The following is a 15,387-nucleotide window of genomic DNA, read 5'->3' as shown; positions in this document are numbered from 1 at the left end:
CGGCCGGCGCCGGCGGCCGTCACACCGTGATGACCACCTTCGCCCGCGCGTGCTCCACTTCGAGGTACCGGATGGCCTCGGGCACCTCGTGCAGCGGTAGGTCCGGTCGATGACCGGGGTGACCTTGCCCGGTTCGACGAGTTCCCGGAGCGCCGCCAGGTTCGCGCCGCTGGGGGTCGCCGTGAGCACGACCAGCCGGTGGCCGACGAACGGGGAGAGGGCCTGGCCCTTCATGAGGAGGGCCATCGGTCCCAGCAGGCTGCCCCCGTCGGAGACGCCGCCCCCGGACAGGACCAGCGTGCCCCCGGGGGTCAGCGCGCGCCGGCAGGCGGCCAGCGAACGGTTGCCCACCAGGTCGAGCACGAGGTCGTGGCGCGGGCCGCCGCGGGTGAAGTCCTCCTGGGAGTAGTCGACCACGTGGTCGGCGCCGAGCGAGCGGACCAGGTCCACGTTCCGCGTCCCGCACACGCCGGTCACCTCCGCGCCCGACGCCTTGGCGATCTGAACGGCGAAGGTGCCCACCCCGCCTGACGCGCCGTTGACCAGGACCTTCTGCCCCGGCCGTACGCGCCCCAGATCGCGCAGGCCCATCAGGGTGGTGTTCCCCGCCGGCGGCAGCGCGGCCGCCTGCTCGAAGGACAGACCGGCCGGCATCGCCTCCACCACGTCGGCCGGGGCGCACACGTACTCGGCGAAGGCGCCTTCGGCCTCGCCGAACACCTCGTCACCGGGGCGCAGTCGGGTCACGTCCTTGCCCACGGCCTCCACCACGCCCGCGAAGTCCGTGCCCCGGACCTTCGCCTTCGGCCCGCCGAACCCGAGCACCAGGCGTGCCAGGTACGGGTCGCCCCGCATGAGGTGCCAGTCGCGCGCGTTGACCGCGGCCGCGCGGACCCGTACGAGCACCTCGTGGTCCCTGGCCACCGGCCGGCCGATCTCCCGCAACTCCAGTACGTCGGGGGAGCCGTACCGGTCCTGGACGATCGCCTTCATCGGGCCTCCGTGGCGCACCGGTTCCGGTGCGGAAGGGGTCGGCTGACCGGAAGGCCAACGCTGTGCGCGACGTTGGGCGGCCGATGGCCGGGAGGGCATCGGGGACGGTCCCTGACCAAGGCCCGGAGATTTCCCTCAGAGGCATCCTCGGGCACCCCCTCAGGCATCCCCTATGTCAGGCGGGCCGCCTTCAGGGCCATGTGGAGCAGCAGACGGTCCTCGCCCTCGTCCAGGTCGAGGCCGGTCAGCTGTTCCACCCGGGCGAGGCGGTAGTAGAGCGTCTGGCGGTGGATGCCGAGAGCCGCCGCCGCACGGCCCGCCTGACCGGCGCAGTCCAGGAACACCTCGGCCGTTCGGGCGAGTTCGCGGTGGGCCGGGGTCAGCAGGGTGCGCACCGCCGGATCGTCCACCGGGTCGGCGGCGAGGGTCGCGAGCAGCCGGTACGGGCCGATCGCCGACCACTGGGCGACCGGGCCGAGCCGGGGCTGCGCGACGGCCGCCCGGGCCGCCGCCACGGCCTGCTCCCAGGCGGCGGGCAGCTCCGCGAGGCCGCGGACGGGGTCGGCGACGCCCGCGGTCATCCGGCGGGCGGGGGCGGCCGCGGGCGCGGCCTTGGCCTTGGCCGCGCCGCCCGTTCCGCCTGCCGCGGGCACTGCGCCCGCCCCGGCCGTCCGCGCCGGTTCCGGCGCGCGCGGCAGCAGCCGGGCCACCGCCGTCAGGGCCGGGGTCAGCGCGTCCGTCGAGCGCAGCCGGAGCAGCACCGCCAGGACCAGGTCGCCCGCCGCGCCCGCTTCGTCCCCGCCCCGCCGCGGTACGAGGCACACGGCCGCCGCGCCCGGTACCGACGCCGGAGCCTCCCCGGACCAGGGCGCCACGCACACCGCCGCGTGCAGCCCGTCCCCGCCCGGGCCGAGGGCGGCCCGCAGCGCGGCCACCGCCATGTCCTGCTGCCAGCCGCGCCCCGCGGTGAGCACCGCCTGGAACTCCCGCGACAGGTCCGCCCCCGCCTTCGCCTCCTCGGCGAGCAGCACCCCGATCCGCTGGGCCACCTCCATGGCCGCGGCCAGGGCCGCCGCATCGGGGCCGGGCGTGCCGGGCTCCTGGTCGAGGAGCCACACGTAGCCCTGCACGATGCCCCGGAACCGCACCGGCAGACAGATCCGCCCCCGGAAGACCCCCGCGTCGGGCGCCGCCGGGATGCGGACGGGGCCGGTGGCACGGGCGATGCCGAAGCCCTCGAACCAGGACCGGACGGCCGCCGTCGACTGCCGCGTCAGGATCGAGCGGGTCCGTACCGGGTCCATCGCCAGATCGTCGTCGCTGTCGTGCGCGCCGAAGGCGATGAGGCGGAAGTCCCGGTTCTCCAGGGTCGCCGGGGCGCCGAGCAGCGCCGAGATCTCGTCCACCAGGTCCTGGTAATCGCCCTTCACCCGGATATTCTCCCACCCCGGGACCGGCTCTTCAGACAGATGTATGAGATCCGGGACACGGATGCGTGACAGCTGTCGATGGCAGAGGATCAAAGCGATCCTTAGGTTTCACGGTGGTTTTACTTGCGCTTTTCTTCTGCCACCCGCTGGAGGTGCCCCCGTGCTGGGTCCCGTGATCCTCGCCGCTTCGCGCAGCGACAAGATGCGTCGTATCGTCTCTGCCGCCCCGGTGACCAAGCCCGTGGTGAACCGGTTCATCCCCGGCGAGACGGTCGACCAGGTCATCCCGATCGTCGAGGAGCTCACCCAGGCCGGGCTCGAGGTGACCCTCGACGTCGTGGGCGAGGACATCACCGAGGTGGAGCAGTCCTACGCCGCCCGGGACGCCTACCTCCGGCTCATCGAGCGCCTCGCGGAGCTCGGCCTCGGCGAGAAGGCCGAGATGTCCGTGAAGCTGTCGATGTTCGGCCAGTCCCTCCCGTCGCCCGCCACCACCCTCAACGGAGAGCCCTCCGGGCTCGCCGCCACATTCCCGGGCGGCCACGAGCTGGCCCTCGCCAACGTCCGCCCGGTCGTCGAGGCCGCGGCCGCCATCGGCACCACCGTGACGCTCGACGCCGAGGACCACACGACCCTCGACTCGATGTTCGCCATCCACGAGGAGCTGCGCCGCGACTTCCCGCAGACCGGCTGCGTGATCCAGGCGTACCTCTTCCGCACCGAGGCCGACGCCCGCCGCCTGGCCGCCGCCGGCAGCCGCGTCCGGATCGTCAAGGGCGCCTACAAGGAGCCCGCCGAGGTCGCTTACCAGGACAAGGCGGAGATCGACAAGGCGTACGTCCGGATCATGAAGATCCTGATGGAGGGCGAGGGCTACCCGATGATCGGGTCCCACGACCCGCGGCTGATCGCCATCGGCCAGGAACTGGCCCGGCAGGCCGGGCGCAAGCTGGACGAGTACGAGTTCCAGATGCTGTACGGCATCCGCAGCGAGGAGCACCTGCGGCTCGCCGCCGAGGGCCACCGGATGCGGGTCTACACCGCGTACGGGACGGACTGGTACGGCTACTTCATGCGCCGCCTCGCGGAGAAGCCGGCCAACCTGCTGTTCTTCCTCCGCTCGATGATCACCAAGAACTAGCCAAGAACTAGGTCAAGGAGTTACCAGCCCCATGGATGCTGTGACCCAGGTCCCCGCGCCGGTCAACGAGCCGGTCCACTCGTACGCCCCCGGTACCCCGGAGCGCGCGCGGCTCGAAGCACAGCTCAAGCAGCTGTCCGAGAACCCGATCGACCTCCCGATGACGATCAACGGCGTCAAGCGGATGGGCGGCGGCGAGCGTTTCGACGTGGTCCAGCCGCACGACCACAAGTCGGTGCTCGGCACCTTCGCCAACGCCACCCAGGGCGACGCGCAGGAGGCCATCGACGCCGCCCTCGCCGCCGCCCCGGCCTGGCGCTCGATGTCCTTCGACGACCGCGCCGCGATCATCCTGCGCGCCGCCGAGCTGCTGTCCGGCCCGTGGCGCGAGAAGCTCGCCGCCTCGACCATGCTGGGCCAGTCGAAGACCGCGCAGCAGGCCGAGATCGACACCCCGTGCGAGCTCGTCGACTTCTGGCGCTTCAACGTCCACTTCGCCCGCCAGATCCTGGCCGAGCAGCCGGTCGCGAACTCCGCCGGCGTGTGGAACCGCAGCGACCACCGCCCGCTCGAGGGCTTCGTCTACGCGATCACGCCGTTCAACTTCACGGCCATCGCGGGCAACCTGCCGACCGCCCCGGCCCTGATGGGCAACGTGGTCCTGTGGAAGCCGTCCCCGACGCAGACCCACTCCGCGGTCCTCCTGATGGAGCTCCTGGAGGAGGCCGGCCTGCCCAAGGGCGTCATCAACCTCGTCACCGGCGACGGCATCGCCGTGTCCGAGGTGGCCCTGAACCACCCCGAGCTGGCCGGCATCCACTTCACCGGCTCGACCAAGACCTTCCAGTACCTGTGGAAGACGGTCGGCAACAACATCGAGAAGTACAAGTCCTACCCGCGCCTGGTCGGCGAGACCGGCGGCAAGGACTTCGTCGTCGCGCACCCGTCCGCGGACCGCGCCGTCCTGAAGACCGCCCTGACCCGCGGCTCCTTCGAGTTCCAGGGCCAGAAGTGCTCGGCGTCCTCGCGCGCCTACGTCCCGGCCTCGATCTGGAACGACGGCTTCAAGGAGGCCTTCGCGGCCGAGGTCGACGGCATCGCCATGGGTGACGTCCGCGACCTGACCAACTTCATCGGCGCCGTCATCGACGAGCGGTCGTTCGCGAAGAACAAGGCCGCGATCGACCGCGCCATCGCCGACCCGACCTGCGAGATCATCGCCGGCGGCACGTACGACGACGCGGAGGGCTACTTCGTCCGCCCGACGGTCATCGCGTGCACCGACCCGGAGAACGAGGTCTTCACGACCGAGTACTTCGGCCCGATCCTCGCCGTGCACGTCTACGAGGACGCCGACTTCGACGCGATGCTGGCGCAGATGGAGTCCGTCTCGGCGTACGCCCTGACCGGCTCGATCATCGCCGCCGACCGCTACGCGGCCGCGGACGCGATGGAGAAGCTCCGCTTCGCGGCGGGCAACTTCTACATCAACGACAAGTCCACCGGCGCCGTCGTCGGCCAGCAGCCCTTCGGCGGTGGCCGCGCCTCGGGCACCAACGACAAGGCGGGCGCCGCGTCGAACCTGATGCGCTGGAGCTCCACCCGCTCCATCAAGGAGACCCTGGTCGCGCCGACCGAGTACGGCTACCCCCACATGGGCTGACCCCCAGCCCCCTGAACCCCGCCCCCGCTCCGGTACCCCCAAGTCCGGAGCGGGGGCGGTTTCCATTTCCCCACCGGGCAACTGCTGCTAGCCTGGGCGTAGTTGTCGTGTACGGCGACCAGCTCCACTACCCGGGCCCGGTGACCCGGGGGAGCCAAGGGCTCTGACGAGTTCCCGTACGGGGTGGGACAGACCGCTGGAGATACGCAACCTCTACGCGCCCGTACCGGGACCGGCGCCCGGGGAGACGTATGTCCAGGCGTACAGACAACCACCACCGTGCCGCGACCATCTGCCGTGCGGCCACCGGACTGCCGCACCGTACCTGCCTCGGCTGGGCCGAAGCGGGGCTGATCGACTACCGCCAACCGGTCCCGGACGCCGAGGACGAGGGGCAGCGCGTCTTCGAGTCGCTCATGGTGGCCGAGCTCGCCGACGGGCTCCGTGAGAGCGAGCACCGCGACGGGGCCCTCTTCGGCTTCACCTCCGCCCGGCCGGCCCGCACCGGGCTGGCCCTCGGACTTCACCCGGCCATGGCGGACCGGGTCCTTGCCACGGTGCTGCCACGCATCGATGAGCACTACGGCGGACTCCGCGGGGTGCCCGGGCTGCGTATCGTCCCGGCGGGCCGGAGCTGGGCGCTGACCCGGCTGCGGGACCGGGCCGCGGTCCATCTGCTGCACCCCGACCCGGACTGGCGCCCGGTGCTGCCGGAACACGGTGACGGACTGACACAACTGTGGCGGCGCAACCGCCACCGCCTGCACCCCGCCGAGGCGGCGGAGCTGAGCGAGCGCGCCGACGCAGGGGGCGACCCCGGATCGGTCGCGGCGCAGGACTGGCTGAACAGCAGGCTCCTGAGGCGCCCACGACTGCTGGGCGAGGCTGGGGCCGCGCACGGGTCGGCGAACGTCTACACCCACGGCGGCGGGGACGTGGTCGTCGAGTGGTGCTGTGCCGTGGAACGGGACGAACTCGAGCGGCGGCTGCGCCGGAGCGGCCTGGCGCAGCGGCCGGGCCGGATCGCCGAGCGGCTGCGGGACCAGCCGTGGTTCCCCGGGGAGATCGCGATGGGCGGGGGGTTCGTCACCCTGCGGCGCGGGGCCTGTTACGCCCCGGACCCCTCGGCGCGGAGGGGGTTCTGATGCTGACCGCGGCGATCGTGACGGCGGCCGTGCTCGGCGTGGCCAAGGTGGTGCGGGACTGGCTGATCCTGCGGCAGGTGCGGGCGGCCATGGACGCGGGCACGGCGCAGGACCGGGTGCGGATCGGGATGCGGCTCGCGGAGGCGCTGGGCGGCGGGCAGTCCGGGCCGGCCCCGGAGCCGCCCGCCGGGGAGGTCGTCACACCTCCACGATGACCTGGGAGAGGGATTTGCGGACCAGGTCGGGAACCTCGCAGTCGGGGGAGGGGTAGCCGACCGGGATGACCGCGAAGGCCTTCTCGTTCTCCGGGCGGTTCAGGACGTGGCTCAGGAAGCGCATCGGGCTCGGGGTGTGGATCAGTGCGGCGAGGCCCGACAGGTGGAGGGCGGACAGGAGCATGCCGACGGCGATGCCGACCGACTCGTCGACGTAGTAGTGCTTGCGCTTCGTGCCGTCCGGGCCGAGCCAGTAGCGCTGCTGGAAGACCACGATCAGCGCCGGGGCGTCGGTGAGGTGGGTCTTGACGGCGTCCGTGCCGATGGGGCGCAGGGCGGCGAGCCATTCGTCGCCGAGGCGGCCGTCGTAGGACAGCTGCTCCTCCTGCTCGGCGGCCGCGCGGATCTGCTGCCGTACGGCCGGGTCCTTGACCAGGACGAAGGTCCACGGCTGCTGGTGCGCCCCGGAGGGGGCGGTCGCCGCGCAGGCGATGGCGTCCCGGACCACCTGCTCCGGTACCGGGTCGGGGGAGAAGTGGCGTACGGTCCGCCGCTCGTCCATCCGGGCCCGCAATTCGGCGGCCCGCGCGAGGGATTCCTCCTGCGGCATCCGCGCGGGCCGGTAGGGGGCGGGACGGTACGGCTGGCCGTGGATCGGGGTCCACTGCTGGGTATCGGGCGACATGCGGCGAGTCTGCCGAGGCATTGGTCCGGACCGCCAGGGCCGCGTCGGCCGATTCCGGCCGGTGGACGGCGTCCGGCGTCCGCAATGCGGTCCTTGGTACGGTCGCGGGATGAGCGACTGGGACGCCGACGCCGTACGGGCGCGACTGCGTGCGAAGGTCCTCCGGTACGAGCTGCGCGCGCCGCTTCCCGAGGCCGAGGTCCGGGCCTTCGAGGACGAGCACGGCATCCGGCTGCCCGAGGAGTACCGGACGTTCGTCACGACCGTCGGCGACGGCCCTGCGGGCCCCGACTACGGGCTGATGCCGCTGGTCACCCCGCGCCCGGACGTCGACGACGCCTGGGCGGTGGACGGGGAGTGGGAGGACGACCGCCGCCCCGGCCGGCTGGCCGCGCCCTGCCCGATCCGGGAACCCCGCCCGTTCGACGTGAACCGGAGGTTCGACGAGCGCGAGGGGCTGACCCTGGGCACGCTCGTGCTGACCGAGCAGGGGTGCGGCATGTACACGCGGCTGATCCTCAACGGGCCGCTGGCCGGCCAGGTCTGGCACCTGGACCAGGACTTCGGGACCTGCCTGCCCGAGAGCCCGGACTTCCGCACCTGGTACACCGACTGGCTGGAGAAGTGATGGACGCGCGCGTCGCGCACACCGCCGGGCTGACCGGCGACGAGCTCCGCGAGGTGCGGGCCCTGCTGGACGAGGCCTTCGAGGGGGACTTCGGCGAGGAGGACTTCGAGCACGCGCTCGGCGGGATGCACGTGCTGGTCCGGGACGCGGGCGGCGTGCTCGTCGCGCACGGCAGCGTGGTGCAGCGCCGGATCGTGCACGGCGGCCGGGCCCTGCGGACCGGGTACGTGGAGGCCGTCGCCGTACGGGCCGGCTCGCGGCGGCGGGGCCTCGGCGGGCAGGTCATGGCCGAGCTCGAACGGATCGTCGCGCGCGCCTACGTGCTGGGCGCGCTGTCGGCGTCGGAGGAGGGCGCCGGGCTTTACCTCGGCCGCGGCTGGTCGGTGTGGCCGGGCCGGGTCGGCGCGCTGTCGCCGGACGGCCCGGTGCGCCTCCCCGAGGAGGAGGGCTCCACGTACGTGTGGCTGCCGCCCGGCGGGATCCGGCTGGACCCGGCCGGGCGGCTCGACTTCGACTGGCGGGACGGGGACGTGCTCTAGCGGGCTCCGCCGGGCTCTGCCGGGCTCCGGCGGGCGGGGATCACGAGCCCGAGATGCTCGGTGCCCCGGACTCGATGTGGCCCGTGTAGCGGCGCGACCAGGTGCCGTCGGAGTCGGCCAGGATCGTGAAGTCGTACCAGCCGTTGCCGTAGGCCACGGCGTTGAAGTAGTCCTCGCGCGAGGACTTCGCCGGGACGGTGTAGGTCCAGGGTCCGTCCGTGCGGTAGGCGTTCGAGCGGATCGTGAAGGTGACGGCGGAGGCGGAGGAGTTCGTCATCCTGAAGTAGACCGCCGTCTTGCCGGTGCCCGGCTCGACCGCGAAGCGGGCCGCCACCTCGATGTCCTTGCCCGCCTTCGAGGCGTCGCCGATGAAGCGGCGCAGGAAGCGGTTCGGCCCGTACATCGAGATGTCGTACTTGCCCGAGCCGTGGCCGAGGCCGATGTTGAAGTAGTCGCTGCCGGTGGCGCCCGGGTCGACCGTGTACTGCCAGGCCGCCGTGTCCCGGTGCTGGTGCGGGTGGATGGAGAAGTGCGCGGGCCGCTTCGCCTCCGCGCCCTGGTTGGTCATCGAGAACCAGGCCAGGATCTTGCCGGCCGCCCCGAACTCGAAGCGGTCCAGGTTGCCGTTCACCTGGTACGGAAGGGCCCGTGCCGGGCGGGTGCCGGGCTCCTGCGCGGGGAGGGCGTTGTCCTGCGGCGCCGGGTTGGGCAGCGGGCCGCAGGTCGCCTGGCCGATGACCTTCGCGGTGGACGGCAGGCCGGCCGGCACCCCGTAGACCGGGTGCGCGAAGTCGAAGACGCCGGTCAGGTCGCCGACCACCTTCCGGCGCCACGCGCTGATGTTCGGACAGGTGGCGGGGGTGCCGAGGGCGGCCGTCCACTGCTCCATGAACCGCAGGACCGAGGTGTGGTCGAAGACCTCCGAGCTCACCCAGCCGCCGCGGGTCCACGGGGACATCACGATCATCGGAACGCGGAAGCCGAGCCCGATCGGGATGCCGTCCAGGTACTCGCCGGGGGTGCCGGGCGGGGCGATGGGCGGGGGCACGTGGTCGAAGAAGCCGTCGTTCTCGTCGTAGTTGAGGAAGAGGACGGTGGAGTCGAAGACCTCCGGGTTCGCGGCCAGGGCGCGGTAGACCAGGTCGACGAAGTGCGCGCCGTCGCCGGGCGGGGCGTACGGGTGCTCCGAGAAGGCCTCGTTGGCGACGACCCAGGACACCTGGGGGAGGGTGCCCGCGACGACGTCGGCGCGGATCGCGGCCGCGATGTCGTCCGGGGTGGAGCCGGTGACCTTGGGGACCGAGCCCATGCCCCGGTCCCACAGCGGGTTGCCGGGGGCCGCGTCCGTGAACTTCTTGAAGTAGGCGAGACCGTTGTCCCCGTAGTTGTCCTGCGCGTTCTGGTAGACCTTCCAGCTCATGCCGGCGCGCTGGAGGGCCTCCGCGTACGTCTCCCAGGTCAGCCCGGACTCGTCGCCGCCGTCCTTGCTGGAGGCGTCGACCTTGCCGCTCCACAGGAAGGTGCGGTTGGGGCCGGTCGCGCTGAGGGTGGAGCAGAAGTAGGCGTCGCAGATCGTGTAGTTGTCGGCGAGGCCGTAGTGGAACGGTATGTCCCCCCGGTCCAGGTACCCGAGGGTGCGGGTGTTGCCCACGCCGGTGACCCAGTTGTCCATCCGGCCCTTGTTCCAGGCCGCGTGCTGCGAGGACCAGCTGTGCGGGAGGTCGCCGTTGCACTGGGCCAGGGTCTCGCCGTCGACGCCGCCGGCCGGCGGGGTGGAGCTGAGCTTCCAGGGGTACTGGCGGCCGCCCCAGTTGGGCTGGTTGAACATGCCCCAGCCGCCGGGAATGTTGCCGGCGGCGCGGTCGCCGAATCCGCGGACGCCCTTCAGCCTGCCGAAGTAGTGGTCGAAGCTGCGGTTCTCCTGCATGAGGATCACCACGTGCTTCACGTCGGTGATGGTGCCGGTCGCGGCGGCCGCGGCCGCCGTCGTCGGCAGGACCGCGGGCAGGGCGGCCCCCGCCATCAGCCCGGCGCCGATTCCCACGAAACCCCTGCGGCTGATCGGTGTCACTGGCCCCTCGCCTCCCACTCAAGTGCCCCGCTGGCACATCGACGGCAAGAGTGACGGGGGTCGGTTCAAAGGTCTACATCCGTGCGGTAAGAGTTCGGTGAACTTCCGGGTGGCTGGAATCGATCGGTGAGACGCGCAGGACCCTTGCCTGAAATGTCCCCGTGGGGCTGGTATCCGGGGCCGCCTGGGCGCCCTCTGACCCGTCCCGTGGATTGGTGTGACCGCGAACCAATGCCCCTTTTCGGGTGCGGTGGGGGTCGACGGTCGGGCCGGCCCGACCGTCGCCGTGCCCGCTGCCGCGGCCGTCGGACCGGCGCATCTCGCCGCGGCGGCCGGACAGGCCCCGCGGATCACCCGTACGGCCCCCGGAGGCCGGTGCCCGGGCTCGTGCGGAGGGTGGGATGCGTCACTGCACCGGAAGCGGGATCTGTCCTCGCCATCAGGCCGCTGACCTGGGAAATCACCCTCCAGGACGGGCTGAAGCGGACCCTCTCGACGGAGCCTTCCGGGGGGTTCCGCGTCTCAGATAGTAGGAAGTCCGAGTAATTGCCGAGACATACAGCGAGACCTGGCCTAGCTTTGTAGGAGCCGAACGTCTCGCCGATCCGGCGAATGGCGGTCGAGAGCGCGCGCCCCTGGCAGGCAACCCCTGCGGCGCACTGCTCCCCGCCTCTTCCGGCGCCTTGAAGGAACCCCTCATCCGTGGCCCCGCCACGCCGTGATCTCAAGGAGTCGATCACCATGACCGCAACCACCGCCGTCCGTCGCGTCCGCCACACCTCCGCCTCGGCCGCCGACCGCAAGAACGCCGCCGCCGCCCTCCAGCGCGCCCTCGACCGCCGTGACAACGGCGGATCGACCGGCCACTGAGCCACCCGTGCGGACATATTGCGTCCACATGATGGACGCAATATGTCTGAGGGCTGGGACAGGGAGTACGGTTTCGCCATGTCGACCAGCATCAATCTCGCAGTGATCCCCGGTGATGGCATCGGCCAGGAAGTCGTGGCTCAGGGACTCAAGGTCCTTACCGCGGTCCTGCCCCAGGATGTGAAGCTGGAGACCAGGCAATACGATCTCGGCGCGCAGCGCTGGCACCGCACCGGTGAGACCCTCCCGGACGCGGAGCTCGAAGCCCTCAAGCACCACGACGCGATCCTCCTCGGCGCCATCGGCGACCCCTCGGTCCCGTCCGGCGTGCTGGAGCGCGGTCTGCTGCTGAAGCTCCGCTTCGCGTTCGACCACTTCATCAACCTGCGCCCGTCGAAGCTGTTCCCCAACACGGCCACCCCGCTCGCCGGCCGTCCGGACATCGACTTCGTCGTGGTCCGCGAGGGCACCGAGGGTCCGTACACCGGCAACGGCGGCAGCCTGCGCACCGGCACCCCCGCCGAGGTGGCCACCGAGGTCAGCCTCAACACCGCGTACGGCGTGGAGCGCGTGGTCCGCGACGCGTACGAGCGGGCCAACGCCCGCCCCCGCAAGAAGCTGACGCTGGTCCACAAGAACAACGTCCTCGTGTACGCCGGTCACCTGTGGAAGAACATCTTCGACAAGGTCGGCCAGGAGTACCCCGAGGTCACCACCGACTACCTGCACGTCGACGCCGCGACGATCTTCTTCGTCACCCAGCCCGACCGCTTCGACGTCATCGTCACGGACAACCTCTTCGGTGACATCCTCACCGACCTGGCCGCCGCCGTGACCGGCGGAATCGGCCTCGCCGCCTCCGGGAACATCAACCCGACCGGCGCCTTCCCGTCCATGTTCGAGCCCGTCCACGGCTCGGCCCCGGACATCGCCGGCACCGGCAAGGCCGACCCGACCGCGACGATCCTCTCCGTCGCCCTCCTGCTGCGCCACCTCGGCTACGAGGCCCAGGCCGCCCGCATCGAGGACGCGGTCTCCGCCGACCTGGCGGAGCGCGACGGCACCTTCCGCTCCACCGACGCGATCGGCGACGCGCTCGCCGCTCGAGTAGCCGGCTGACCCGGCAGCCCCACCTCAGGTAGGAAGCCGCCGGGTCACAATGGGCCCTGGCGGCTTTTCCTGTGCGGCCCCGGGTGCCACCATCTCCCCTGGGCCGCAGTCCCCGCTTCTCCGCAGCTCCCTCGCGCGCGATAATCGAACGCGAGGCCGCGGAATGCGGGGAAGCTCGGACGTCCTAGTACGCCGTGAGCGCGGTCCGCCATACACAACCGGTGAAGGACAAGCACTCATGACGACGCCCACGATCGAGCTCAAGCCCTCCTCGAACCCGCTGTCCGATGCGGAGCGCGAGGCGATCCTGGCCAGCCCCGGCTTCGGCCGCCACTTCACCGACCACATGGTGACGATCAAGTGGACCGAGGGCCGCGGCTGGCACGATGCCGAGCTGGTCCCGTACGCGCCGCTCGCGATCGACCCGGCGAACATGACCCTGCACTACGCGCAGACGATCTTCGAGGGGCTCAAGGCCTACCGTCAGCCCGACGGCACCGTGGCCACCTTCCGCCCCGAGGCCAACGCCGCCCGCTTCCAGGCCTCCGCCCGCCGCATGGCCATGCCGGAGCTGCCGGCCGAGCTGTTCATCGAGGCCTGCGACGCGCTGATCAAGCAGGACCGTGCCTGGGTGCCGGACTCCGGCGAGGCCTCGCTGTACCTGCGGCCGTTCATGTTCGCCTCCGAGGTCGGCCTCGGGGTCCGCCCGGCCAACGAGTTCCTCTTCATCGTCATCGCCTCGCCCGCCGGCGCGTACTTCCCCGGCGGCGTCAAGCCCGTCTCCGTCTGGCTGTCCGAGGACTACGTCCGCGCGGTCAAGGGCGGCACCGGCGCGGCCAAGACCGGCGGCAACTACGCGGCCTCGCTGGTCGCGCAGGCCCAGGCGGCCTCGCACGGCTGCGACCAGGTGGTCTGGCTCGACGCCGTCGAGCACCGCTGGATCGAGGAGATGGGCGGGATGAACCTGTACTTCGTGTACGGCGACCGCATCGTCACCCCGGAGCTCACCGGCTCGCTCCTTCCGGGCATCACCCGCGACTCGCTCCTCACCATCGCCCGCGACCTCGGCTACACCGCCGAGGAGGGCCGCCTGACCACCGAGGACTGGCAGCGCGACAACGCGAACGGCACCCTCACCGAGGTGTTCGCCTGCGGCACCGCCGCCGTCATCACCCCGGTCGGCTCCGTCAAGTCCGAGCGCGCCGACTGGACCCAGGGCGACGGCGAGCCCGGCGAGGTCACCATGCGGCTGCGCAAGGCGCTCCTGGAGCTCCAGACCGGCCACAGCGCCGACACCCATGGCTGGATGCACCCGCTGGGCTAGTCCCGACCGGCCCCGTACGTACGCAGGCCCGCGCCCCGGAGATTCCGGGGTGCGGGCCTGTGTGCGTACGGGGGTGCTCAGGCGTTCGCGGGCTCCTCGGCGGCGGGGGCGGCGAGTGCCGGGACCGGGGCGGGGGAGCGGCGGGCGGTGAGCGCGGTGTACACGAGCCCGCCCGTCAGGCCGGAGAGGACGAAGGAGCAGTCCACGCCACCGGTGAGGGCGAGCAGCGGGCCCTCGTAGAAGGGGGTGGTCACGGCGAGCAGACCGACGCCCGCGCCGACCGCCCAGGAGGCGGTGGCCGCGAGGTTCCAGCCGGAGCGGTACCAGTAGATCCCGCCCACCGAGCGGCGGTTGAAGACCTGGAGCGCGTCGGCGTCGTAGACCCCGCGGCAGCGCACGTACCCGATGAGGGTGATGACGGCCCACGGGGTGCCGATCGCGGTCAGCAGCAGTACGAAGGAGGTCATCGCGGACTGCACGTCCCACTCGAAGGAGCCGACGAAGACGAAGGCGGTGGCGACGGCGGCGGCGACCAGGGTGGCGGTGGTGCGGGTGGCCTTGGGGACGATCGCGTCGAGGTCCAGCCCCATGGAGTAGAGCATCAGCCCGGCATTGCCCACCGAGCCGGCCGCCGCGGCGACCAGCAGCGGGACCAGGTACCAGAAGGGCGCGGTCTCGACGAGCGGCCCGGCGTAGTCCAGCCCCGCCCTGGCGGCCAGCGCGGTGTACGTACCGAACAGCTGCGGTATCAGCAGACCGATCAGCAGGCCGAAGGCGGTGGCCCAGAGCACCTTGCGGGAGCCGTGCCGGCGCGGGGAGATGTAGCGGGTGTAGTCGCCGAGCAGGGTGATGAAGGCGACGGGCCCGCTGAGCCCGGCGGCGACGGCGGCCAGCAGCCACGTCGGCCAGAAGGAGCCGAGCAGGTACGAGGTCTCCGGCGGGGCGGCGGTGGTGAAGTCCGGGGCGTAGGCGAGGAAGCCGACGGCCAGCAGGACCACCATGCCGATGGAGAGCATCTTGCTCATGCGCAGCAGGAGCCGGTAGCCGAAGACGGCCCCGACGGCGGTACACGCGGCGAGCACCCCGTACATCACCGCGCGCGAGACACCGGTGTCGGGAAGCCCGGTGAGCCGCGAGAGGGCGCCCACCATCACGTCGCCGCCGATCCACAGGGTGAGGGCGGTGTAGCCGAGCGAGAGCAGCAGGCCCACCACCGAGCCGACGAGCCGGCCGCGGACGCCGAACTGTGCGCCGCTCGAGGTGGAGAGGTTGGTCGCGGTGCGCAGGGAGACGAGCGCGAGCGGCGCGGTGAAGGCGATGCCGACGAGCGTGCCGGTCACGATGGCGGTGACCGAGGGCCACAGGCCCAGTCCGAAGGACGGGGGCAGCCAGCCGAAGACGATCACACCGAGGCAGAGGTTGGAGCCGAGGAGGATCGAGATCAGGTCACGGGGACCGCTCGTCCGCTCCTCCTCCGGGATGGTGTCGACTCCGCGCTGTTCGATGGGCATGGGGGGACTCCCTTGGCAGGGCGGGGGGTGGTTCGCATTATTTGAGCGACACTCAATGTGAC

At 71.8% G+C, this 15,387-nt stretch carries 13 protein-coding genes and 1 pseudogene; 9 read left to right on the top strand and 5 right to left on the bottom strand.

The features are described from left to right. Positions 1 to 19 precede the first annotated feature (19 nt). A pseudogene (locus tag ACFYZ4_RS19595) lies at positions 20 to 993 on the bottom strand (NAD(P)-dependent alcohol dehydrogenase). A 170-nt stretch (positions 994 to 1,163) separates the two neighbouring features. Beyond that, positions 1,164 to 2,423: a PucR family transcriptional regulator gene (locus ACFYZ4_RS19590; RefSeq protein WP_390784436.1), complete on the bottom strand. Its 1,260-nt coding sequence runs from the start codon at positions 2,421 to 2,423 to the stop codon at positions 1,164 to 1,166. A 160-nt stretch (positions 2,424 to 2,583) separates the two neighbouring features. On the opposite strand from ACFYZ4_RS19590, the gene ACFYZ4_RS19585 reads away from it, so the two are divergent. The 4 genes from ACFYZ4_RS19585 (at position 2,584) to ACFYZ4_RS19570 (ending at position 6,587) form a co-directional block, all read left to right on the top strand. After that, entirely contained in the window at positions 2,584 to 3,564 is a 981-nt protein-coding gene (locus tag ACFYZ4_RS19585; protein ID WP_351287592.1) for a proline dehydrogenase family protein, read from the top strand. A gap of 31 nt (positions 3,565 to 3,595) precedes the next feature. Then, on the top strand, positions 3,596 to 5,227 hold the full coding sequence (gene pruA, locus ACFYZ4_RS19580; RefSeq protein ID WP_390784435.1) for an L-glutamate gamma-semialdehyde dehydrogenase: 1,632 nt from the start codon (positions 3,596 to 3,598) through the stop codon (positions 5,225 to 5,227). A 251-nt stretch (positions 5,228 to 5,478) separates the two neighbouring features. Further along, entirely contained in the window at positions 5,479 to 6,372 is an 894-nt protein-coding gene (locus ACFYZ4_RS19575; RefSeq protein WP_390784434.1) for a hypothetical protein, read from the top strand. Next, complete coding sequence (locus tag ACFYZ4_RS19570) at positions 6,372 to 6,587, top strand: hypothetical protein (RefSeq protein ID WP_351584682.1); 216 nt, start codon at positions 6,372 to 6,374, stop codon at positions 6,585 to 6,587. The genes ACFYZ4_RS19575 and ACFYZ4_RS19570 overlap by 1 nt, the downstream gene beginning before the upstream one ends. Here ACFYZ4_RS19570 and ACFYZ4_RS19565 read toward each other — a convergent pair. After that, entirely contained in the window at positions 6,571 to 7,272 is a 702-nt protein-coding gene (locus ACFYZ4_RS19565; protein WP_384341854.1) for a nitroreductase family protein, read from the bottom strand. The genes ACFYZ4_RS19570 and ACFYZ4_RS19565 overlap by 17 nt on opposite strands. 109 nt (positions 7,273 to 7,381) lie before the next feature. Between ACFYZ4_RS19565 and ACFYZ4_RS19560 the strand changes: the two genes are divergently transcribed. Further along, positions 7,382 to 7,900, top strand: a complete 519-nt coding sequence (locus ACFYZ4_RS19560) for an SMI1/KNR4 family protein (protein WP_390784433.1) — start codon at positions 7,382 to 7,384, stop codon at positions 7,898 to 7,900. Then, the gene (locus tag ACFYZ4_RS19555; protein ID WP_351287609.1) at positions 7,900 to 8,439 is read left to right on the top strand and encodes a GNAT family N-acetyltransferase; all 540 of its coding nucleotides are present in this window, start codon (positions 7,900 to 7,902) and stop codon (positions 8,437 to 8,439) included. The genes ACFYZ4_RS19560 and ACFYZ4_RS19555 overlap by 1 nt, the downstream gene beginning before the upstream one ends. A gap of 40 nt (positions 8,440 to 8,479) precedes the next feature. On the opposite strand, the gene ACFYZ4_RS19550 is transcribed toward ACFYZ4_RS19555, so the two are convergent. Continuing rightward, positions 8,480 to 10,510, bottom strand: a complete 2,031-nt coding sequence (locus ACFYZ4_RS19550) for a phosphocholine-specific phospholipase C (RefSeq protein WP_351287612.1) — start codon at positions 10,508 to 10,510, stop codon at positions 8,480 to 8,482. Positions 10,511 to 11,251: 741 nt separating this feature from the next. On the opposite strand from ACFYZ4_RS19550, the gene ACFYZ4_RS19545 reads away from it, so the two are divergent. The 3 genes from ACFYZ4_RS19545 (at position 11,252) to ACFYZ4_RS19535 (ending at position 13,814) form a co-directional block, all read left to right on the top strand. Then, positions 11,252 to 11,380, top strand: coding sequence for a hypothetical protein (locus ACFYZ4_RS19545; protein ID WP_351287615.1), 129 nt, complete (start codon positions 11,252 to 11,254; stop codon positions 11,378 to 11,380). Between the two features lie 78 nt (positions 11,381 to 11,458). Continuing rightward, positions 11,459 to 12,499 (top strand): 3-isopropylmalate dehydrogenase, encoded by a 1,041-nt coding sequence (locus tag ACFYZ4_RS19540; RefSeq protein WP_351287618.1) that lies wholly within the window; start codon positions 11,459 to 11,461, stop codon positions 12,497 to 12,499. A gap of 229 nt (positions 12,500 to 12,728) precedes the next feature. Continuing rightward, positions 12,729 to 13,814 carry a branched-chain amino acid aminotransferase gene (locus ACFYZ4_RS19535; protein ID WP_351287621.1) on the top strand — a complete coding sequence of 362 codons (1,086 nt, stop codon included), beginning with the start codon at positions 12,729 to 12,731 and terminating at the stop codon, positions 13,812 to 13,814. Positions 13,815 to 13,891: 77 nt separating this feature from the next. Here ACFYZ4_RS19535 and ACFYZ4_RS19530 read toward each other — a convergent pair whose 3' ends face one another. Next, positions 13,892 to 15,325, bottom strand: a complete 1,434-nt coding sequence (locus ACFYZ4_RS19530) for a cytosine permease (RefSeq protein WP_390784432.1) — start codon at positions 15,323 to 15,325, stop codon at positions 13,892 to 13,894. Positions 15,326 to 15,387 lie beyond the last annotated feature (62 nt).

Origin of the sequence: Streptomyces sp. NPDC001513 (genome assembly GCF_042894695.1) — a bacterium.
Taxonomy (GTDB): domain Bacteria; phylum Actinomycetota; class Actinomycetes; order Streptomycetales; family Streptomycetaceae; genus Streptomyces.
The sequence above is the reverse complement of the archived record's forward strand: the minus strand, read 5'-3'. Positions and strand labels throughout refer to the sequence as shown.